The organism is Paenibacillus sp. ICGEB2008, from assembly GCF_000307675.1.
Taxonomy (GTDB): domain Bacteria; phylum Bacillota; class Bacilli; order Paenibacillales; family Paenibacillaceae; genus Paenibacillus; species Paenibacillus polymyxa.
Window position 1 is genome coordinate 637,202 of the sequence record NZ_AMQU01000007.1, and the last position, 20,851, is coordinate 658,052.

18 protein-coding genes and 2 pseudogenes are annotated in these 20,851 nt (G+C 46.3%); 16 read left to right on the top strand and 4 right to left on the bottom strand.

All coding sequences use genetic code 11. From position 1 onward, the window contains the following. The first annotated feature begins 25 nt into the window (after positions 1-25). Both kdpB and kdpC read left to right on the top strand, forming a co-directional pair. Positions 26-2,056, top strand: coding sequence for a potassium-transporting ATPase subunit KdpB (gene kdpB / locus C400_RS0107560; RefSeq protein WP_017426533.1), 2,031 nt, complete (start codon positions 26-28; stop codon positions 2,054-2,056). A 19-nt stretch (positions 2,057-2,075) separates the two neighbouring features. Then, the gene (gene kdpC / locus C400_RS0107565; RefSeq protein ID WP_017426534.1) at positions 2,076-2,804 is read left to right on the top strand and encodes a potassium-transporting ATPase subunit KdpC; all 729 of its coding nucleotides are present in this window, start codon (positions 2,076-2,078) and stop codon (positions 2,802-2,804) included. Positions 2,805-2,933: 129 nt separating this feature from the next. Here the strand turns inward: kdpC and C400_RS0107570 are convergent, their stop codons facing one another. From C400_RS0107570 to C400_RS0107580, 3 genes and pseudogenes are all read right to left on the bottom strand, one after another. Further along, positions 2,934-4,142: an MFS transporter gene (locus C400_RS0107570; protein ID WP_017426535.1), complete on the bottom strand. Its 1,209-nt coding sequence runs from the start codon at positions 4,140-4,142 to the stop codon at positions 2,934-2,936. A gap of 13 nt (positions 4,143-4,155) precedes the next feature. Then, positions 4,156-4,698 (bottom strand): PadR family transcriptional regulator, encoded by a 543-nt coding sequence (locus tag C400_RS0107575; protein ID WP_017426536.1) that lies wholly within the window; start codon positions 4,696-4,698, stop codon positions 4,156-4,158. Between the two features lie 283 nt (positions 4,699-4,981). Further along, positions 4,982-6,300 (bottom strand): annotated as a pseudogene (locus tag C400_RS0107580) (Nramp family divalent metal transporter). 436 nt (positions 6,301-6,736) lie between these two features. On the opposite strand from C400_RS0107580, the gene C400_RS0107585 reads away from it, so the two are divergent. From C400_RS0107585 to C400_RS0107595, 3 genes are all read left to right on the top strand, one after another. Continuing rightward, positions 6,737-7,156: an organic hydroperoxide resistance protein gene (locus C400_RS0107585; protein WP_013369947.1), complete on the top strand. Its 420-nt coding sequence runs from the start codon at positions 6,737-6,739 to the stop codon at positions 7,154-7,156. 123 nt (positions 7,157-7,279) lie between these two features. Beyond that, complete coding sequence (locus tag C400_RS0107590) at positions 7,280-7,606, top strand: hypothetical protein (RefSeq protein ID WP_017426537.1); 327 nt, start codon at positions 7,280-7,282, stop codon at positions 7,604-7,606. Positions 7,607-7,732: 126 nt separating this feature from the next. Further along, on the top strand, positions 7,733-8,158 hold the full coding sequence (locus tag C400_RS0107595) for a thiol-disulfide oxidoreductase DCC family protein (RefSeq protein ID WP_017426538.1): 426 nt from the start codon (positions 7,733-7,735) through the stop codon (positions 8,156-8,158). Here the strand turns inward: C400_RS0107595 and C400_RS0107600 are convergent. Then, complete coding sequence (locus C400_RS0107600) at positions 8,155-8,943, bottom strand: DUF3153 domain-containing protein (RefSeq protein WP_017426539.1); 789 nt, start codon at positions 8,941-8,943, stop codon at positions 8,155-8,157. The genes C400_RS0107595 and C400_RS0107600 overlap by 4 nt on opposite strands. Before the next feature lie 236 nt (positions 8,944-9,179). Here C400_RS0107600 and C400_RS0107605 point away from each other — a divergent pair, with 236 nt between their 5' ends. The 11 genes and pseudogenes from C400_RS0107605 to C400_RS0107660 all read left to right on the top strand — a co-directional run bounded on the left by C400_RS0107605 (position 9,180) and on the right by C400_RS0107660 (position 20,814). Then, the gene (locus C400_RS0107605; RefSeq protein WP_016820692.1) at positions 9,180-10,151 is read left to right on the top strand and encodes a metal ABC transporter solute-binding protein, Zn/Mn family; all 972 of its coding nucleotides are present in this window, start codon (positions 9,180-9,182) and stop codon (positions 10,149-10,151) included. A 14-nt stretch (positions 10,152-10,165) separates the two neighbouring features. Further along, on the top strand, positions 10,166-10,930 hold the full coding sequence (locus tag C400_RS0107610; RefSeq protein ID WP_017426540.1) for a metal ABC transporter ATP-binding protein: 765 nt from the start codon (positions 10,166-10,168) through the stop codon (positions 10,928-10,930). A 5-nt stretch (positions 10,931-10,935) separates the two neighbouring features. After that, positions 10,936-11,865, top strand: coding sequence for a metal ABC transporter permease (locus tag C400_RS0107615; RefSeq protein ID WP_017426541.1), 930 nt, complete (start codon positions 10,936-10,938; stop codon positions 11,863-11,865). Continuing rightward, positions 11,862-12,749 (top strand): metal ABC transporter permease, encoded by an 888-nt coding sequence (locus C400_RS0107620; RefSeq protein ID WP_017426542.1) that lies wholly within the window; start codon positions 11,862-11,864, stop codon positions 12,747-12,749. The genes C400_RS0107615 and C400_RS0107620 overlap by 4 nt, the downstream gene beginning before the upstream one ends. Before the next feature lie 218 nt (positions 12,750-12,967). Further along, a pseudogene (locus tag C400_RS0107625) lies at positions 12,968-15,296 on the top strand (histidine kinase). Between the two features lie 531 nt (positions 15,297-15,827). Then, positions 15,828-17,000, top strand: a complete 1,173-nt coding sequence (locus C400_RS0107635) for an AAA family ATPase (RefSeq protein WP_026065392.1) — start codon at positions 15,828-15,830, stop codon at positions 16,998-17,000. A gap of 13 nt (positions 17,001-17,013) precedes the next feature. Beyond that, the gene (locus C400_RS0107640; RefSeq protein ID WP_017426545.1) at positions 17,014-18,261 is read left to right on the top strand and encodes a CpaF family protein; all 1,248 of its coding nucleotides are present in this window, start codon (positions 17,014-17,016) and stop codon (positions 18,259-18,261) included. Next, positions 18,258-19,049 (top strand): type II secretion system F family protein, encoded by a 792-nt coding sequence (locus C400_RS0107645; RefSeq protein WP_017426546.1) that lies wholly within the window; start codon positions 18,258-18,260, stop codon positions 19,047-19,049. The genes C400_RS0107640 and C400_RS0107645 overlap by 4 nt, the downstream gene beginning before the upstream one ends. A 6-nt stretch (positions 19,050-19,055) precedes the next feature. Then, entirely contained in the window at positions 19,056-19,940 is an 885-nt protein-coding gene (locus tag C400_RS0107650) for a type II secretion system F family protein (protein WP_017426547.1), read from the top strand. A gap of 13 nt (positions 19,941-19,953) precedes the next feature. Continuing rightward, complete coding sequence (locus tag C400_RS26650) at positions 19,954-20,127, top strand: Flp1 family type IVb pilin (protein ID WP_232795329.1); 174 nt, start codon at positions 19,954-19,956, stop codon at positions 20,125-20,127. 18 nt (positions 20,128-20,145) lie between these two features. Beyond that, positions 20,146-20,814 (top strand): TadE/TadG family type IV pilus assembly protein, encoded by a 669-nt coding sequence (locus C400_RS0107660; protein WP_017426549.1) that lies wholly within the window; start codon positions 20,146-20,148, stop codon positions 20,812-20,814. Positions 20,815-20,851: the final 37 nt, after the last annotated feature.

A 20,851-nucleotide genomic window follows, 5' to 3' on the forward strand; every position in this document is an offset into this window, starting at 1 on the left:
GAATGGATGAACGGGGTGCTTGATCATGAAGGAACAACGCAAACGCATGCTGGATAGAAGCATCTTGAAGCAGGCGGTCAAGGATAGCTTTATCAAATTAAATCCGATGATCATGATGAAAAATCCTGTCATGTTCGTCGTGGAGATCGGTACATTGGTCGTACTGCTCATGCTACTGCTTCCCGGTTATTTTGGAACCGGCAAGGAAATGGGCTTTAACTTGGCTGTATTTATTATTTTGTTGTTCACGCTGCTTTTTGCTAACTTTGCTGAAGCGCTCGCGGAGGGACGGGGGAAAGCACAAGCTGCTTCCTTGAAAAAATCCAAGCAGGACTCACAAGCTAATAAGCTCGTCGGGAATGAGATTCAGGTGGTCAGCTCAACAGCATTGCGTAAAGGTGACGTGGTAATCGTCTCTCAGGGCGAAATGATTCCAAGCGATGGTGAGGTTATTGAAGGCCTAGCCTCGGTAGACGAATCTGCAATTACGGGAGAATCAGCTCCGGTCATTAAGGAATCGGGCGGTGATTTTTGCTCGGTAACTGGCGGGACGCGGGTAGTCAGTGACCGCATTAAGGTGCGGATTACGACTGAGCCGGGTGAAACGTTTATTGATAAAATGATTTCGCTCGTGGAAGGTGCACAGCGGCAAAAAACGCCAAATGAAATTGCGCTGAATACATTACTGATTAGCTTGACGATTATTTTTCTCATTGTGGTGGTGACGCTGGCCCCGATAGCCCGTCATTTTAAGATTGATTTGCCTGTTCCCGTGCTGATTTCGTTGCTGGTCTGTCTGATTCCGACCACGATTGGCGGACTTTTGTCGGCGATTGGGATTGCCGGTATGGACCGGGTTACCCAGTTTAACGTGCTGGCCATGTCAGGCAAGGCGGTAGAAGCCTCCGGGGACATCAATACGATGATTCTAGATAAAACGGGTACCATCACCTTCGGTAACCGGATGGCGAGTGAATTCGTGGTTGTAGATGGTATAGAAAAGGCAGAGCTAGCGAAATGGGCAGCGATGAGTTCACTAAAGGATGAGACGCCTGAGGGACGCTCGGTACTGGAATTGATGCGTAAGCAGGAATACACGCTGGATGAATCCTTGGCAGCAGGTGGAACCTTTATCGAGTTCAAGGCAGAAACCCGGATGAGTGGTCTGGATCTCGCTGATGGACGAAGAGTACGCAAAGGCGCCGTGGACTCTGTCCGGCAGTGGGTTGTATCGCAAAAAGGCAGTGTTCCGACCGATTTGGAGGAAAAAGCGAATCAGGTAGCCGCAGAAGGGGGGACACCGCTAGCAGTGGCGCTGGATGATCGGATATACGGCATTATTTATTTGAAGGATACGGTGAAGCCGGGCATGAAGGAGCGTTTTGATCAGCTCCGGGAAATGGGTATCCGCACGATTATGTGTACCGGTGATAATCCGCTGACCGCTGCTACCATTGCACGTGAAGCAGGGGTGGACGATTTTGTAGCTGAAAGCAAGCCGGAAGATAAAATTGCGGTTATCCGCCGGGAGCAGGAGCAGGGTAAGCTGGTGGCTATGACCGGAGATGGTACCAATGATGCGCCTGCGCTGGCGCAGGCAGATGTCGGTCTTGCCATGAATAGCGGCACAGTCGCGGCCAAGGAAGCTGCTAATATGGTGGACCTGGATTCTGATCCGTCCAAAATTATTGAGGTGGTCGCTATTGGCAAGCAGCTGCTTATGACACGTGGGGCATTGACAACGTTCAGTATTGCGAACGATGTGGCTAAATATTTTGCCATTATCCCGGCGATGTTCATGCTGGCTATTCCGCAAATGGGTGCATTGAACGTCATGAGGCTGGGCTCCCCGTTATCGGCTATTTTATCGGCGCTTATTTTTAATGCAGTCATTATTCCACTTCTGATTCCGCTGGCAATGAAGGGTGTAAAGTATAAGCCAATGAGCTCGGATCGGCTATTGGGACGGAATTTACTGATTTATGGTCTGGGCGGTATGGTGGTACCGTTTGTCGGCATTAAGGCCATTGATTTGCTGGTACATTTGTGGATTTAGTGCAGAAAGGGTGAGCGACATGAGTGGTTTTTATCGGATGTTGTCTGGACGCAGGTTTGCTGCACATGAGAAAGCCGGATCTGGCGGACAAGATCATAACAAGCGTACAGGAACGGAGGCGGTGCCGGAAAATCAACCGGAGAGACAAGAGATGCGAGGAAGCACGGTTATTGGAGTGGCTTTGCGAACTTCTGTGCTAATGATCCTATTGTGCGGTTTGGCATACCCGCTGGTCAGCACAGGAGTGGCGCAAGTCCTGTTTCCACGGCAAGCAAACGGCAGTATGCTTCGTGACACGGGGGGGCGGGTGGTCGGCTCTGAGCTGATTGGACAGTCCTTTGCCAATCCGGCGTTTTTTCAAGGTCGGGTATCAAGTATCGATTATAATGGGGCTGGTTCAGGCTCAAGTAACTACGCACCCTCGAACCCGGCATTGGTGCAGCGGATCAAGGAATCTATTGCGGATTGGCAGAAGCATAACCCGGATGTACCCGTTAGTCAGGTTCCATTGGACCTGATTACGAACTCCGGCTCTGGTCTGGACCCGCACATCTCGCCACAGGCGGCACAGGCTCAAATTCCACGTATTAGCGGCTTGACGGGGATTAGTCAGGACCAGCTGAAGGCGCTGGTGCAGGAGCAGACAGAAGGCCGCAGCGCCGGTGTTTTCGGCGAACCGCGTGTGAACGTGCTCAAGCTGAATCTTGCGCTTGAAGCGCTAATGAAGGTTAAGCCAGTTAAGCCATAGATGAATGAAAAAGGTATCCCTGAGCGATAAGCTTGGAGGATACCTTTTTCTATGGATAGGATGCTCTGGGATGGATAGCTGCAAAGGAAGTATTTTATTTCTTATAGGTGATATGAATTTGTTGTTCACTTATTTACTTAGCTTTACATTGTTTGATGAATTTTTGGTTTTCCTTAAGGCTGAAGCGAGTACCAACATGTATATTAATACAATCATACCAATGACTAAGTAAGATAATTGAATATTCATTAAATCGGTGAGAGTACTGCTCAAAATAGGGCCGATCATTAGACCAATCGAGTATGCCGTGTTATAGAGAGCAAAAGTAATTCCATAAGAATGAATGCCACTTCGTTGAGAAATATCAGCAAGTTGAGGTAAGCAGGGAGCAAGAACCATACCCATGCTAACCCCTAAAACAGCTAGAATAACAGCTTGAAGCGATAATATTGCTGGAAGTGCTGTCAGAGGAAGAGCAATGGATATCATAAGTAGACCGAGGAGAATTCCAATTTTATAGCCGATCTTGCTGGAGAACTGACCTATAAAGGGTGTTGCCAGGCCATAAGCAAGTGTGGGAATAGCAAATAACAATCCGATAACTCCTGGATTAGCGCTAAAATTGTGCTGCAGGTGTAACGGTAATGTTGGCTCAAGTACGCTTGGGACAGATGCCCCGATAATTACAACCCCGATAACCAAAAGCAAATCTTTATTTTTCATGAACGAAAAAGGAGATACGTACTTTTCATTTTTCTCTTCCGGAATATCGTGCAGGAGTACTAATCGAAGTATAGCATCAATGACAGCCAATGCGATGGCAAAGTAAAAAGGGAGTTGGTAACTTCCCCATTGATACAACCAACCGCCAATTGTCGGTCCGAGAAGGGTTCCAGCGGCTTGCCCAGATAACGCCAAGCCCATGGCTTTGCCGCGTTCTTCAGATGGGTATAGCTCAGCCAGCAGAGCGAGCCCTGCTGTCCAGGTCATTGCGGTTGCGACCCCTTGAAGAGCACGTGCCAGTACAAGCAGCCAGAAGGTGTGGGCTATGGCGAACATTAAAGTGGAAGCTATGAGTCCAATTAACCCCCATAACAGAGGAGTCTTTCTCCCAATTCGATCCGTTAACAGACCAAAAATAGGAGTAGCTATAAATAGTGCAATTGCATAACTACTGAACAAAAATCCGATTTCGGTTTGAGTGGCTCCGAGAGAATCTGCGTATCTTGGCAAAATGGGTACGACTAATCCATAGATTAACATGTCAATGAATACAGCTAATCCGACAACCGTTAGAGCAGCTTTTTGTTTATTGTGTGCTCCTTTACTCATTTTCATCATTACATCCTCCCTATAAATTTTTTCTGATTTCCTCTTTAATTTGCTTAACAAATTTTAATTGCAGCTCGCATTGATCATAAATATTTTTGAAAATTAGCATGACGTTTACAGGGATATCCATAAGTTCAGCTTTTTGCTCTTGCCCTAGTTTCATTTCTTTATAGATTTTTTCAATGGCTTGATGCTGAAAACTTAAAGCTTCTTCTATTTCATGGAGGCCAGCCTCATCCATAAAAGTCAAAGCTGTGTACAGGGCTGTTGGAAACACAACAGAAGTTTCTTTAAATGATTCGATTAAAAGCCGACTAAACTCGCTTTTCCCAGCCTCCGTAATAGCATATATAGCTTTAGACCGATTCCCTGTCTGTTCCAATGTTTCTAAACGCACAATACCTTCTGAGTCCAGTTTTTTTAAGGCGTGATATATGGAAGCTGGTTGCACATAAGCCCATTTATCCGTTTGTGCTGATTGCATTTTCTGTTGTATTTCATATCCAGACATTGCTCCGTATTGTAGCAAGAGCCCAAGAACCATTACACGTGTCGTACTCATGATGATATCTCCTCCATAACTTTATTGCTAAATGTTTTATACTAAATATTTAGTAAAGGATTATAGTCGGATTATATCATTACAGTCCAATGATGTAAAGGTTTACAAAAACAGAGAGCCGTAAATATACGAAAGAAACAGTAGGTATTATGTTTTTTGTTGAACAGAATGCAGCGTTGATTCTAAGCATATTGGAAAAATAAATGAATAAAAAGAGGTATTCCATGGCTATTTTGGACTCCAGGAATACCTCTTTTTTTATTGGTTACTTGCAAACAGTCTGTCAACCTGTAATTGTCTGAATAATGAGGACTACATTCAAGATAATGATGACAGCAGTCACGATCCAGGTTATTACTTTTTGCCACATTTTATTTACAAATTCACCCATAATCTTTTTGTCACTGGTAAAGAGCAGTAATGGAATGATGGCAAAAGGGAGCTGGATGGATAAAATAACCTGACTTAGCACAAGCAGCTCTTCTGCACCTTTTTCACCTGCAATCGCAGTGACGATGACTGCCGGAATAATTGCAATAAGGCGGGTCACCAAACGACGCAACCAAGGTGAGAGACGAAGGTTCAAGAAGCCCTCCATCACGATTTGTCCGGCTAAAGTACCTGTCACGGTCGAGTTTTGACCTGAGGCGAGTAATGCCACTCCAAACAGTATGCTCGCAAGTGTGGTTCCCAGTAATGGCGAAAGCAGATAATAGGCATCACTAATCTCTGCTACATCTGTTCTTCCTGCTGTATGGAACACGGCAGCTGCTACGATCAAGATGGCTGCATTAATGAATAGAGCGAACATGAGCGCTATACTGGAATCCCAAGTTGCAAATGTAATAGCTTCCCGTTTACCTGCTGATGTCTGCTCATATTTGCGAGTTTGTACAATAGAAGAATGCAGATACAGGTTATGTGGCATTACAGTAGCTCCCATAATACCGATGGCAATATACAGCATGCTTGGATTCGTCAATATTTGTGAGTCCGGTACAAAGCCACCCAATACACCGCCCCATTCCGGTTGTGCCAAAATGAGATTAATGCCAAAACAGCCGGCAATCGTGGCCATTAATACAATGACGAGTGTTTCCAATGCACGGAAACCTTTATTTTGCAGCAGCAAAATGAGCATAACATCAAATGCGGTAATGATGACTCCGTATAGCAACGGGAGACCGAACAGCAGCTTCAGTGCAATGGCTGAACCGATGACCTCGGCCAAATCCATGGCTGCAATGGCAATTTCGCATAAAAGCCATAAGCCGATCGCGACAGGACGACTGTAAGCATCACGCACATTTGAGCCAAATCTTTACCTGTAGCAATACCGAGCTTGCCAGATAAGGCTTGCAGCAGAATGGCCATCAGGTTGGAGATAAGAATGACACTAAGCAGTGTATAGCCGAATTTTGATCCCCCAGCGATGTCTGTAGCCCAGTTGCCAGGGTCCATATAGCCGACAGCGACCATATAGCCTGGTCCAGCAAAGGCAAGAAACTTCCGAAACCAGGTGCCATCCTTCGGGACGCTCAAAGAACGATTCACTTCCGACAGTGAAGCGATTTCCGCGAAGTTGCCCTTTGAATTTTTCATACGCTTCACCTTCTTTGTTCATATTGAAATATATTATTAGTGACATAGCGATTGCGTTATCCCTATTGTACACCCACAATAGTTTTTGTCTAGTGCAACTTTTATGTGGTTAAGCAAATTTATCGTATTTTTGAAGCAATTGGCCATCTTAATTAAAACTAAACAATGGAAAAAACCAAGCTATATTGCTCTCAAGGGGCAGCTTGGTCGTTTTGAATTTTCTAAGTGTAGGCGGCTCATCAAGTTAGGGGCTTATAACATATAGTGTAAACATAAAAGAAGTGGAACTAAACGGTAAATAAAAGGGTTATTATCCCTTTTGAAATGATTCATTTTGCGTGGCTCGTTTAAAGTACATACGAGAAGGAAATCATGTATTAACATGACGAGGATTCCTGCGGAATGCAAATAAGATGGATGAAGGAGAGATGAAATCATGGAAGCGTTATACACAGCATCAGCAACGGTACATGGTGGAAGAGACGGTTCAGTGGCTTCTTCAGACGGAGTATTAAAGCATAAGCTGAGCACACCGAAGGAATTGGGTGGCGCAGGTGGAGACGCTACGAATCCGGAGCAATTGTTTGCAGCAGGCTATGGCGCATGCTATGAGAGTGCGTTGGCGAATGTGGCCCGCAAAGCCAAGGTAAAGGTGGACAATGTAGAAGTCACCAGCCACGTATCGATCGGTAAGGACCCAAGCGACGGCGGCTTCCAGTTGGCAGTGCGTCTGGATGTAAAAATACCAGGGATTGAGCGTTCTCAGGCGGAAGATTTGGCACGCCAAGCACATGATTTTTGTCCGTACTCCAAAGCCACTCGCGGTAATATTGATGTTGAACTCAACGTCATTTGACCGCATTTTTTAAAGATTTCACACACGGCCGCCGATGGATCGGCGGCTTTTGCACCTAAATCTTGATCCGCTGATATGTGCAACCATTTGACATCACCGCCAAAATTCATTAAGATGTCATAGGTGATTCTGGTCATCAGGTACGAAACAAATTTGAAAAATACGGGTGATATGATGTCTTACAGACCGAATATTGTTAATTTCACGCTGGCTGGTAGCAACGAAAAGGAAGGGCTTTATGAGTTTAAAATGAGTTTGGCCGATGGAACGGAGTGCCGCGTTTTTTCTCAACGTAATCCGGAGTGGACTTTGACGAATATTAGTCGACTGCTAACGACACCTTGCCCGGTATGCCATAAGGATTTTATCTGCAAGTGTATGGATCAGTTCCATGAAGAGTTTTTAGAGCAAATTAATGCTAAACAGCTGTTTGAGAAAGCATTGAGCTAGTTTTTCGAACAGGTAAGGATTATACAGTTCTAGACAAGCGTCGGATATTTTCGACGTTTTTTTTGTTTATAATTGAATCGTTGCGTTTTCATGCCGTTGATTTCTCTGTGGAGGTGAAGTACGTTGATGAACCAGTCTAGTCATATCCATATCAAACATTCCATTGTATTGGTGGATGGGGTATGCCACTTTTGTCAGGGAGCAACCCGCTTCATTATCAAACGTGATCCTAAGGGAATATTCCATTTTGGTTCCCTGCAATCCGAGGCAGGACAAGAACTTTTACGTGCAGGTGGACTGTCTACAGATCAACTGGATACATTCGTGCTGATTGAAGACGGTACGTATTATACAAGGTCAACCGCAGCTTTACGGATTGCCAAACGCCTTCGTTTTCCATATCCGCTGGCTTATGTATTCATCTTGATTCCCCGCTTTGTGCGCAACGCAGTCTATAACTGGGTAGCTCGTAACCGATATCGTTGGTTTGGCAAGGATGAAGAGGATCAATGTCAGATCCCCCCACCAGAAATTAGGAAACGATTTTTTTAGTTGCTTCTTTTGTGTTTATTTTTGCGGCGATCATTACGAATCAGTAATATTACAGCTACTGCGATCAGTAGAAGCCCCGTAACCGATACATACACGATATGGCGTACATTGGGTACGTTGACCGACAATTTTAGCTCGTTAGACTCTAATGGAGCAATGTCCCAATAGAGTGTCTTTCCGTCATCCGACACACGGTCCGCATTACTGGAAGCAGGCTGGATGGGTAGGGATAGGCTGAAGTTAAGATCCAGTTGCCGCTCTAGTAATTTGCGTGCGAACACATTCATTTGTTCTAATTTATCACTCAGGCCACGAGCTTCTTCAGGAAGCATCCGAGGTAGATCGAGCTTAAGCGTAAGATCCATATTGGTTGTGAAAAAATGCTGGCTCACTGCGCGATTTATTTCTAATCCCTCAGGCAGATTTAAACCCTGATCGGGATTTTTTTGGTTTGTACTCCAATCCCCTTGATAATGCCCCTTTATTTGATAACCCTTTCTCCCCTGCTCCGATAGCGGCTGTACGTCTACATTGTTGCTTTGTATACGTTGAATTAATCGATCGAGCAGCCCCGGATTGTCCAACATCATCAGTGTCTGGTTGTTTACGCTGAACGTTGCATCCATATCTACACTTTGATCCAGATGAACATCTACATGAATGTCACCCCGAGCACAGGAAGTTAGGGTAAGCAGACAACATACCAGCATAAATATGAGCATTATTGTTCGTAACTGTATTTGCCGACGTTTGTTCCGATAAGGGCTGTATCCTGTTGGGTCCATGACCTGCACCTTCTTTGTATGGTTTCTTTGGTATAGCGACTGGATATCTTCTATATATTACACATTCGGAGAGCCAAAATCGAACGATATAAAAGAATAGTTAAGATTTATATCTCAAAAATGTTTCCTTAGGTAAAAACTTTAGTGTATACTCTAAAATATAGCGTAGTTAAAAAATAATTGTCTCAAGGAAATAGTTTGTCCCAAAACAAATATTAAGAGGAGGATTTTAAAACATGAACAAGCAGTTTAAGAAGGCTTTGCCGCAATGGGTAGCGACGGTTGGAGTGTTGTCTCTGGTTCTGGTTCTAGCGACGGCATGTACAGATGCCAAGAAGACAGAGCAGGGAGCTGCGAAGGAGGCTGGGCAAAAAATAAAGGCTACAACTACCATCGGTATGATCTCTGACATTGTCGGGAAGGTCGGCGGTGCTCATGTGGAGGTCACGGGAATTATGAAGTCAGGTGTTGACCCACATTTGTACAAGGCGTCTCAGGGAGATATGCGCAAACTGGATGAAGCCGACATCATTTTTTATAACGGGTTGCATCTGGAAGGAAAAATGCAGGACATTCTGGAGAAAATCAGCAAGCAAAAGCCCGTTATTCCCGTGTCCAAAAACATTGCTCAAAATCTATTGCGTGCAGCTAGCCCAGAAATGGGGTCTGAGTATGATCCGCATATCTGGTTTGATGTACAAAACTGGGTGTCTGCGGTAGAAACCGTCAGAGATGAATTGTCGGAACTGGATGCTGCTCATGCGGAGGATTACAAGGCCAATGCCGAAGCTTATCTCGCTGAGCTACGAGAACTGGACGATTACACGAGAGAGCAGATTGCCAGTATACCGAAGGCTCAGCGCGTACTTGTCACAGCACATGATGCCTTTGGCTATTTCGGAGACGCTTACCAGATTCAAGTAAGAGGCCTTCAAGGTATGAGTACCGAGTCAGAGGCAGGCTCACAAGATGTGACCAAGCTGAGAGATTATCTGGTGGAGCATAAAATTAAAGCCATATTTGTAGAATCAAGTGTGCCGAGAAAGGCCATCGATGCCGTTATCCAGGGTGCAGCTCAGCAAGGTCATACCATAAAGGTTGGCGGCGAGCTGTATTCGGATGCTATGGGTGAAGAGGGTACAGAAGATGGAACATATATTGGAATGGTCAAGCATAACGTGAATACGATCGTTAGAGCTCTTAAATAAGGAGGCGTAGACACATGGGACATTCACCACTTGTTGTTCGTAATTTATCGGTAGCATATCAAAAAAAGCCCGTTTTGTTCGATGTTTCCTTTGAGGTGCCGGAAGGCAAGCTGATTGGTATTATTGGTCCCAACGGAGCTGGCAAATCTACACTGATCAAGGCCGTGCTTGGGCTAATTCCAAAGCTCAGGGGTGAGGTGCTGGTCTACGGCAAGCCCTATAAGCAACAGCTACTCAAGGTTGGATATGTACCGCAGCGGGAGTCGGTGGATTGGGATTTTCCGACGAATGCCCTGGATGTGGTTATGATGGGACGGTACGGCAGACTGGGCTGGTTTAAGCGTCCGGGAGCAGCAGATCGTCAGGCTGCGATGGAGAGTTTGGACAAGGTTGGAATGAGCAAATTTGCAGACCGGCAGATTAGTCAATTGTCAGGCGGGCAGCAGCAACGTGTTTTTTTGGCGAGAGCACTTGCGCAGGACGCTCAGCTTTATTTTATGGATGAACCGTTTGTCGGTGTGGACGCTGCAACAGAAAAAGCTATTATTTCATTACTTAACGATCTAAAACAGCAGGGGAAAACCGTGCTTGTCGTCCATCATGATTTATCTACAGTTACGGATTATTTTGACCAGGTTATGCTGTTGAACGGGCATCTGATGGCGTTTGGAGAGACCGCAGATATTTTTACCGAGGGAAATCTGCAACGTACGTATGGTGGACGTCTGAGTATACTCAAAAAAGGCTCGGAATCCGGCACGATACTCGGAGTGAGGTGAGCAGTATGACAAGCTTGGTGGCGCTTTTGACAGACCCGAACATGCAGTGGATTCTGCTAGGATGCATTTTACTCGGTTTAAGCAGCGGGGTGATTGGCAGTTTCATGTATTTGCGTAAGCAATCGCTTATGGGAGATGCTTTGGCCCATGCGGCTTTGCCGGGGGTATGTGTGGCTTTTATGATCACAGGCACAAAATCCATATTTGGATTTATGATTGGGGCAGCCATTGCAGGGATTGTTGCTACCTTTGCCATCAGTGCGTTAACCCGGTATTCGCGAGTTAAAAGCGATTCGGCGATTGCAGCGGTGCTGTCCGTGTTTTTTGGCTTCGGCATTATGTTGTTGACCGAAATTCAGCATAGTGGTGCAGGCAACCAAAGTGGGTTGGATAAATTTTTATTTGGCCAGGCTGCGGCAATGGTGTTGTCTGATGTCTATACGATGGCGGTAATTTCGGTGGTGCTCATCGGAATATGTATATTATTTTTCAAGGAATTTAAGCTGCTTAGCTTTGATCCCGGCTTTGCCCGTGGACTTGGTTTTCCGGCAGGTTTACTGGATAAGTTATTGATGCTGTTGATTGTTATTGCGGTGGTGGCTGGTATTCAAGCTGTGGGCGTCATTATGATGGCTGCTCTGCTAATTACCCCGGCCGTGTCGGCAAGATACTGGACAGAGAAGCTGGGTGTTATGGTATGCCTCTCAGGCTTGTTTGGTGCTATAGCGGGGCTGGGTGGGACCGTTATTAGCTCTCTGGGACAAAACCTGCCTACAGGACCATTGTGCGTGTTGTGTGCGACTGTGGTATTTGGTGTAAGTCTGATCTTTGCACCACAGCGCGGAATGATTTCCAAGGCTATCGTTCGGTTGAACGCCAGAAAAAGTCTGGAGCAGGGAGTCGGAGCACAGCCAAGGGAGGAGCGTGCCCTATGAGTTCATTTTATGTGATTCTGACGGGAATGTTAGTGGCAGGGGGATGTAGTATCGTCGGATGCTTTCTCGTGCTTCGGAAAATGGCTATGATTGGTGATGCAATCAGTCATGCGGTACTGCCTGGTATTGTCATTGCCTTTCTAATCAGTGGATCGAGGGATTCGGTGTGGATGATGTTTGGTGCAGCGGTGCTGGGGCTTCTAACAGTGTATCTGATTCAGCTATTCCAACAAAGCGGTCTGCAAAGTGATGCTGCCATTGGCGTGGTGTTTACGACATTGTTTGCTATCGGTGTACTGCTGATCAGCGTGTTTGCTTCCAATGCCCATCTGGATATGGACCACGTTTTGTATGGGGAAATTGCTTATGTCCCGTGGAATACGATAGAGATTGCTGGCTTCGATATAGGTCCGAGGGCTGTGTGGATTACGGGCGCGATGTTTTTGATCAATCTGCTCGTGGTAGGGGGCTTTTTCAAGCAATTTAAAGTCACTTCCTTTGATCCTGCATTGGCAGCTTCATTAGGCATTCCGGTTATTTTTTTTCATTATCTGCTAATGAGTCTCGTATCGCTAACAACAGTGGCGTCATTTGAGAGCGTGGGTGCGATTCTAGTGGTTGGCATGCTCGTTGTACCGCCTCTTACCGCTTATTTGCTGACGGAGAAGCTGTCCCGTATGATTGCATACAGCGTCGGAGTTGGAGCCATTAGCTCGATCGTAGGCTTTTATACAGCAACTGTATTGGATGCTTCTATTGCGGCATGTATGCTGTGTGTGTCGGGTGTGTTGCTGCTTTTGGCTTTTCTATTTTCCCCGTCTCATGGTGTAGTATGGCGAAAGTTATTTCAACAGCGAGGAATCGTTGGCGAAAATAGCAAGTGAGTCTCGTAGGAAGTGATTCTTATGAATTACTCAAAATAGCGTGCAGACGGGCATAAAGTGCCTGAATGCACGCTTTTTTACGCTTATGCTAAATTGTGCTGCTTTTTTTGAAGCAAGCTTGTTGGGTCATCTTGAATTAACCGGGACACGGGAGTACATTCTTTACAACCACACAAAAGGGTTCGGAACGAGCTGTTACGCTGCGGGGAGGAACGAAATTGGAGAGCTTCAAACGTAAATCACCAGAGGAAATACTGGATTCCATTAACAAACTGCATCGAGGCAGACTCAAAATATACATTGGTGCGGTCAGTGGCTCGGGCAAAACGTATCATATGCTGCAGGAGGGACAATCGCTGCAGCATGAAGGGATTGATGTTGTAATTTGTGCGGTATCGACTCTGCAGCGGCGTGAGACCGTGGAACAGGTCGGTTCCCTAGAGCGAGTACCCAGTATTCATTGGATGAAGGATGGCGAGGAGCAAAAGGATCTGAATGTGGAAGCTTTGGTGGCACGAAATCCTGAGGTGGTGCTGGTGGATCATTTGGCACATCATAACCGAAAAGACGCCTCATTTCCAACAAGGTTGGAGGATATACGCTATTTGCTGGAGATGGGAATTAGCGTCATTACGACGGTCAATGTTTATGAACTCGAAGGGATCACGGAGTGGGTATATCAGCTGACAGGCTTTGAAGCGGAGTATACGGTTCCGGTTGATACATTGGAGCTAGCGGATGAAATTCGTTTAATTGATGCCACCCCGGAGATGATTCTGGAACGGCTGGCGAAAGGTTACATGCATACGCCCAATCCTGAGATGTTTCACCGGGGAAATCTGGGTAAATTGCGTGAGCTCGCTCTGCGATTGGTGGCAGAGGATGTGAATGATTCGCTGGAACGTCACCGGGAGGAGCTAGGCTTACACGGGGCGTCAGGAGCAGCAGAGCGTATTTTGGTGCCTGTCCAGTATCATTGGAATGGGTCCATTTATGTACGCAGGGGGGAACAGGTGGCCAAGCGGTTGGGTGGAGATATGCTGGTGGTCTCCTTTGTCAGCTCGAAAAGCAAGTTGTCCAAGGAATCAGCAGCCTTCAAGCGCTCCATTGAGCAGTTGGCTGACAAGATCGGATCGACATTTGAAGAAATCCCGCTCCTTTCCCGTAGAAGGCTACCACGTCAACTTATCCATTATGCGGTGACTCACAATGTTACCCGAATTGTTATGGGTCATTCTCGTCAGACTCCATGGCAGGAACTGGTTAGAGGATCACTGGTGAACGGAATTTTAAAACGAATGAAAAATATGGACCTGCTGTTGATTGCGGACCGAGCCGAGCAGGAGGGTGAACGGATTTTGCCAACGATGAGACAGGAGGAAGGAGATACTGACCCGTATCATCGTTTGAGTGTTGAGGAAGTACAGGCTGAGGAAGCCAAAATCCTGAGGGGCAAGCTCAAAGTATACATTGGTGCTGCTCCGGGGGTCGGCAAAACATACACCATGCTGAGAGAGGGAAATGATCTGCTGGAAAGCGGGATTGATGTGGTGATCGGATTGCTGGAAACGCACGGAAGAGCAGAAACACTAGCCCAGGTAGGCTCTCTGGAGATGATACCCCGCCAGTCCATCGAGCGTCATGGTGCACATTTGGAAGAGATGGACACTGAAGCCATTCTCAGGCGTAATCCTGAGGTAGTGCTAATTGACGAGCTGGCACATACCAATGTTCCGGGAAGTCTGAAATCTAAACGTTATGAGGATGTACTGGCCATTTTGGAGCAAGGTATTTCTGTTATATCCACAATGAATGTGCAGCACCTGGAGAGCTTGAATGACGCCGTAGAACAAATTACTGGCATTCGGGTGAGAGAGACTGTCCCTGACCATATGATGCGTCTGGCCGATGAAGTACAGCTTGTGGATGTGGCTCCCAAATCGTTACAGCAGCGTATGCGTGAAGGCAAAATTTACGATCGTGCAAAGGTGGAGCAGGCACTTAGCCACTTTTTTTAAGCTGGGTAATCTAATTGCGCTGCGTGAACTTGCTTTGCGGGAATTGGCAGATGATGTAGATGAGCGGCTGGAATCCTGGGATCGGCATGAGTCACTTCGGGGACCGTGGCGCAGGGAGGAAGTGATTTTTGTAGGCGTGACGCTAAGCGAAAATGCTGAAAGGTTGATTCGCCGCGGTTTTCGGATCGCCTTTCGCCTAAAGGCTGTATGGATTGTGACTTATGTTCATGTTGGTGAGCGTATACCGGAGAGGTTACTCCCTCGTCTGGAACAACTAAAGTTGCTGACCCACCGACTGGGGGGGACCTTTGAAATTCGGCTTGTTTCCAGCCGCCACGAGATTGCCGACATTTTGATTGCTCCAGTGGAAGGATATTCAGGCACGCAGCTCATCGTGGGGCAGTCTTCCCGAAGTAGCTGTTGGGGGAAGAGTGCGGTCGTGCCGAGGATTCTCCGTCAAGCACGTCATATGGATGTTCTTATCGTGGCGGATTATGATCCGGATATTAAGCTGGAGACAGATTATTAAAATGCCCAATCCATTCATAAATAGTCATATGCTGGTTACCGGTTGTTCACTGCTTCCATAGTATATTCTATCTCAAAGAAATGGAGGCGAGTTTGAATGTATAAACATCGTAAACATGATTGTCATTTTCCAAAGCCAAAAAAAACGTGTTTTTAAGAAAATCATTAAGGTGACTGTCATTAAGTTTAAACCAAAATTTAAACGTGATCACTGGAAACATGAAGACTTTGATAAGAAATGTCATTGCCGGAAACGTCGTCATCATCGTCATCATCGCCATCATGACTGTCATCGTCGTCACCACAAATTCTACTAAGTTGAAGATCGTAGGAGGCGGGGCTAGACTTGCCCGCCTTCTCCTAGTACCAGGATTCTAGGAAAATACGTGCGCAAAAAATACTTGCTCTAACATAGGTGCTATGCTATTCTACCAGTAAATAGATTGCACGTGACGGAAGCACCGTTCACCAACCGTATGTACTTACGGATGGATGAACGGTGCTTTTTTGCGTTGTTGTGTTGGGAAAGGGGATGAGCGTATTGGTTCCGGTAAAAGTGGTATTGGCCGTAGAAGGCCGGGATTATATTGAGCCTCTGCTGAATTATGTTCATGGAAGCGAGTACGCCAGAAGGCTCAGAATAACAGCTTTTTCGCAGCCGGAGGCATTTCATCAATACATGATGGAAACCAGCGGAATGAAAAGACCAGATGTGGTAGTAGGTGAAATGTCTTTTCTGAGTCTATGGACAGCTCGGGAAGATGCAGATATTCCTTGTTTGGTATTACATGAGGGAGAACAAGTAAGCGAATATGGGCAGCCTGTATTAAAATATCAGCCTTTATCTGAACTGGTCGGTTTTATTTTGGAAACGGCGAGACGGAGGTCGAATGGTCGGAAAAGCGTAAACAGTCGGGAAGGTGGAATGATTATCGGCATGGTGGCAGCTTCAGGCGGATTGGGCAAGACAACGGCCGCGCTCAATCTGTCCAAGCAACTGGGGAATGAGGGATATTCGGTATTTTATTTGAATCTGGAAACGGTGGATTCAAGCTCGTTGTTTACTGGTTCAGACAGTTCTAGCGGAGCACAAGGAGAAAGAGAAGGACTGTCCAGACTACTGTATGATCTCAAGTCGGAGGGAAATGAGGGTACTTCGTTATCTGTGGCTTCCTATTGTGTACGTCGTCCTGAAATTCAGGCTGATACGTTTCAACCTGTCTATAATCGCAAGGAATTGACGGATATGACTTGTGATGAAGCGAAAGAGCTCATTCGAACGATTGGAGAAAGCGGGCAGTATGATGTAGTGATCGTAGATAGCGATTCTGAACATGGTGAGCGGGCTCAAGCCGTGCTTGAAGCTAGTCATAAGCTAATCTGGTTGCTCGCTGACGATTTAATGAGTATGCACAAGTGCGGATTATGGCTGGATATTTTAGAAACTACGCAGCCTGAGGGGCTTGAAGCCATGATATGCAAAACCAGCTTTGTGGTGAACCGCTACATGGGAACTATGATCAACTCGTTACCTCGTGACTTTATGGAGCTGAACGGTGCGTTACCCTATATACCTTCATGGAAACAGATGCAGCATCGTGAACTGCTGCTAAGTTCACCGATTTATCAGCGGGAAATCCGCCATTTGTGCCGCGAGCTGCTGGATATGGAGAGCGCTGCACAGTCGACGGCTGCTTGGTCTTAAGGGGATGATGAACATGAATGAGGAACAATTTAAGGCATTGCGCGCAGATATTCGTAACGGGCTGGACGTAACGTCCTCAGTAAAGGATACAGATCTAGTACGGCATATCGAAAAGCGAATTTTACACGACGTAGAGTTAGCGAGCTTAACTTCCCGAGAGAAGCATGCGCTTGTCCGCAAAATTTTCAACTCTTTCCGTGGGCTGGATGTGCTCCAGCCATTGATTGACGACCCGACCGTTACGGAAATTATGATCAACAGTCATCGGGAAATATTTGTGGAGCGGGCAGGTGAGGTGATTCAGGTGCCCGATCAATTCGAATCCCGCGAACGACTGGAGGATTTGATCCAGACGATTGTAGCCGGGGTGAACCGAATTGTGAATGAGGCTTCTCCCATTGTGGATGCCCGATTAAAGGACGGATCACGTGTGAATATTGTGCTGCCGCCAGTTGCTCTCAAGGGGCCGACAATGACCATACGGAAGTTCCCCGAGCGCCCCATGACGATGGATGATTTGATACGAATAGGTGCGCTCAATACAGAAGCCGCCGCTATGCTCAAAGACTTGGTACGTAGCAAGTACAACATTTTTATAAGCGGTGGAACGGGTTCTGGTAAAACAACTTTTCTGAATGCATTATCCCAGTTCATCCCTTCGTCTGAACGGATTATTACGATTGAAGATTCGGCAGAGTTGCAAATTGTGACTGTCCCCAACCTGGTTTCCATGGAAACACGGAACGCGAACACCGAGGGGAAGGGAGAAATCACGATTCGTGATCTGATCCGTTCCTCCCTGCGTATGCGGCCCAATCGCATCGTGGTGGGTGAGGTCAGAGGGAGTGAGGCGTTGGATATGCTGCAAGCGATGAACACAGGACACGATGGAAGCTTATCAACTGGGCACGCGAATAATATCCGCGATATGGTCAGCCGGCTGGAAACGATGGTACTCGGAGGAGCAGAGCTTCCGCTTGGAGTAGTACGGCAACAGATCAGCTCGGCCATTGATATATTCGTTCATCTGTCACGACTACGTGACAAATCCAGAAGGGTGCTGGAAATTAGCGAAGTGATTGGCTTTGAGAATGGTGAGGTAAGATTGAATCCCCTTTATCGATTCCAGGAACGCGGAGAAAGTAAAGGACAAATCGTAGGGGAACTGGAGCGTTGTGGTGTGGGGCTGCAACATACATTGAAGCTGCAAATGGCCGGAATCAAGCCGGAAAGCTGGCACAGAGAAGGAGTATCGGCATGAGAACAGAAAAGGCGACTGGCAAGCAAGTGTCGCGTGAGGTCCCTTCTCTGCCGAATTATACGGTGTATACCTTATCGACTGTACAAAAAAGTATGTGCATTCTCTTTAGTGGAGTGTTGTTCGCGATGATCGGATATCTATTTTATCACCAATGGATATTATCGTTGCTGTGTGCTGCTGGAGCTGTGGTGATGCCTCGTTATTTTAGAAAGTTTTTGCTGCAACGACGTAGGTCTGCTTTAAGCATTCAATTCAAGCAGGCTTTATACTCGCTTTCTTCTTCTCTTTCAGCGGGAAGGTCGGTGGAGAATGGGTTTCGTGAGGCTGTAGAGGATTTGAGGTTGCTTAGTCCAGATGGAGATCACGATCTGATTTTTGAATTTAACATTATTACAGCCTGCCTTGAAATCGGACAGCCTGTAGAGGCTGCTTTGCAGGATTTGGCTCGTCGGGCCCAGATGGAGGATATTACGAATTTTGCGGACGTATTTGCGGCTTGCAAACGAACCGGAGGTGATCTGGTGGAAGTCGTACGACGGGCTTCAAGTGTCATTGGGGAGAAGCTGGAAATTCAGCAGGAGATCGGTGTAATGATTGCGCAGAAGCGCTTTGAATCAAGGGTTATGTTTGCAGCACCTTTTTTGTTTGTTTTGTTTATGACAGTGACAGCGGGAGACTACATGATGCCGTTATACAGCGGTACAGGTAGGATTTTATCAACCTTTTGTCTTCTGGTGCTTGGTGGTTGTCTCGTGTGGATCAACCACATTATGAAGATTGAGGTGTAAGGAGTGATGGGTGTGGTGATGTTGGTTTGTCTGGTCATGCTGGTTCTGCAAGTGGGAGGTTGGGTGGTGCTGAACCAAATGTACGCTGCTAAGTATGCACATTTTCGCCATATGAAACTGGAAGGAATGCGGCTGCAAAAACTTTCGGTGCCTTTTGTACACATGCTTCATGTTTCACGTGCCACTCATAGGCTGCCTTTGCTGATGTTCAAGCTACAGCGTTCGATACAGAAGCTGTATGGTATGCGCCACAGCGGAGAAAAAACGATGCTTTTTCTGGCAGAAATGTTGGGTTACGGATATATGGTGGCTGCTGGTGGAGCTTTAATATCGCTTATGATGGGCGGAGAAGCGACTGGGCTGGTGCTTGGATTGGGGCTCGGTATTCTGGTGCCAGTTGCGCTGGTCAAGGATTTACATGGGAAAGTACAGAAGCGGGATCAGCAAATCTTAATGGAATTGCCTGAATTGTTGAGTAAAATGATGCTTCTAGTTGGTGCGGGAGAGACGGTACAACGGGCTTTGCTTCATTGCGTGGAACGTAAAGGGGCGGATACGGTACATCCATTGTATCGGGAATTGCGGCAGACAGTGGGGGAATGGGAAAGTGGCTATTCCTTTCAACAGGCATTTGAACATCTGAGCAAACGTTGTGGTATTCAAGAAGTGACGATATTTACAACGACAGTTTTATTGAATATGAGGCGTGGTGGGAGCGATTTTGTAATGGCTTTACGTGAGTTATCTCAGACGTTATGGAGCAAGCGGACTTCAATTAGCCGCACAAGAGGGGAACAGGCTTCTTCAAAGTTAGTCTTCCCGATGGCACTAATTTTGCTAACGGTCATTGTGCTGGTGGGTGCTCCGGCTTTAATGATGATGAATATGTAGGAGGAATAAAATGATGATGACAATTGTAGCAGGTAGTATTCGTAAATTGTACAAGAATGAGGATGGTTTGGGGACGTTAGAAATGATCTTGATCATTGCGATTCTGATTGCGGTGGCGATTATCTTTAAAGATCAAATTAAGAAAATTGTAGAAGGGCTGTTGAAAAAGGCAGATAAAAAAAAGTAACGACTTTATGGATTCATAATGCTGCGCAAATTGGTACAAAAAGAGGACGGGAGCTTCTCCTTGGAGGCTTCCCTCGTTTTTCCCATTCTGCTGTTGGTCATTTTTATAATGTTATTTTTTTGCCTGTATATATATCAAAAATCTATATTGGTGCAGGTTGCTTCTACTGCTTCGGAAAGAGCCGCTTACAGTTGGGATAACAGTTTTAAGGACCCACGTACGGGAGCATTTGCGCAAGGGCAACGGGATTCTCTCAATTGGCGCTTGAAGGATGATGTTATGTTAGGCGCCCTGTTTGGCTGGGCCGGAGCCAATAATCAGGAAACTGTACAGGTACCGGGCGGCAATGAAGGAGGCTCGTTACCTGCTCAGAAGTTGTCCAATGCAGAAAATAGAATGCCTGCGGGCATGCATGGGCAGATGACATATGAGAACAGTATGATTCACCGTAAGGTGACCACAGAGCTAAATAAAATCGTGGAGGTACCTTTGTTGAATCAGTTTTTAGATCATACAGATTTACAAGGAAAAATGAGCTCGGGTGTGGTGGAACCTGTGGAATGGATTCGTACAGTGGAATTGGTCCGTTATTATGGTGCGAAGTTTATGGGGAGAGGCTCAGGTGAAAAGGTAGATCCGGCAATTGTAGGGAAAGTATTGATGCAATATGGGCAAAACGGTCAGTAAGGAGTAGGTAACGGGAATGTAACTGGAAAGGAGGAAG

Excerpts from the sequence above, each read along its gene's own strand:
- kdpB (WP_017426533.1), top strand. The coding sequence starts at position 26 with ATGAAGGAACAACGCAAACGCATGCTGGATAGAAGCATCTTGAAGCAG.
- kdpC (WP_017426534.1), top strand. The coding sequence starts at position 2,076 with ATGAGTGGTTTTTATCGGATGTTGTCTGGACGCAGGTTTGCTGCACAT.
- C400_RS0107570 (WP_017426535.1), bottom strand. The coding sequence starts at position 4,142 with ATGAAAATGAGTAAAGGAGCACACAATAAACAAAAAGCTGCTCTAACG.
- C400_RS0107575 (WP_017426536.1), bottom strand. The coding sequence starts at position 4,698 with ATGAGTACGACACGTGTAATGGTTCTTGGGCTCTTGCTACAATACGGA.
- C400_RS0107585 (WP_013369947.1), top strand. The coding sequence starts at position 6,737 with ATGGAAGCGTTATACACAGCATCAGCAACGGTACATGGTGGAAGAGAC.
- C400_RS0107595 (WP_017426538.1), top strand. The coding sequence starts at position 7,733 with ATGAACCAGTCTAGTCATATCCATATCAAACATTCCATTGTATTGGTG.
- C400_RS0107600 (WP_017426539.1), bottom strand. The coding sequence starts at position 8,943 with ATGGACCCAACAGGATACAGCCCTTATCGGAACAAACGTCGGCAAATA.
- C400_RS0107605 (WP_016820692.1), top strand. The coding sequence starts at position 9,180 with ATGAACAAGCAGTTTAAGAAGGCTTTGCCGCAATGGGTAGCGACGGTT.
- C400_RS0107610 (WP_017426540.1), top strand. The coding sequence starts at position 10,166 with ATGGGACATTCACCACTTGTTGTTCGTAATTTATCGGTAGCATATCAA.
- C400_RS0107615 (WP_017426541.1), top strand. The coding sequence starts at position 10,936 with ATGACAAGCTTGGTGGCGCTTTTGACAGACCCGAACATGCAGTGGATT.
- C400_RS0107620 (WP_017426542.1), top strand. The coding sequence starts at position 11,862 with ATGAGTTCATTTTATGTGATTCTGACGGGAATGTTAGTGGCAGGGGGA.
- C400_RS0107635 (WP_026065392.1), top strand. The coding sequence starts at position 15,828 with ATGAGCGTATTGGTTCCGGTAAAAGTGGTATTGGCCGTAGAAGGCCGG.
- C400_RS0107640 (WP_017426545.1), top strand. The coding sequence starts at position 17,014 with ATGAATGAGGAACAATTTAAGGCATTGCGCGCAGATATTCGTAACGGG.
- C400_RS0107645 (WP_017426546.1), top strand. The coding sequence starts at position 18,258 with ATGAGAACAGAAAAGGCGACTGGCAAGCAAGTGTCGCGTGAGGTCCCT.
- C400_RS0107650 (WP_017426547.1), top strand. The coding sequence starts at position 19,056 with ATGGGTGTGGTGATGTTGGTTTGTCTGGTCATGCTGGTTCTGCAAGTG.
- C400_RS26650 (WP_232795329.1), top strand. The coding sequence starts at position 19,954 with ATGATGACAATTGTAGCAGGTAGTATTCGTAAATTGTACAAGAATGAG.
- C400_RS0107660 (WP_017426549.1), top strand. The coding sequence starts at position 20,146 with ATGCTGCGCAAATTGGTACAAAAAGAGGACGGGAGCTTCTCCTTGGAG.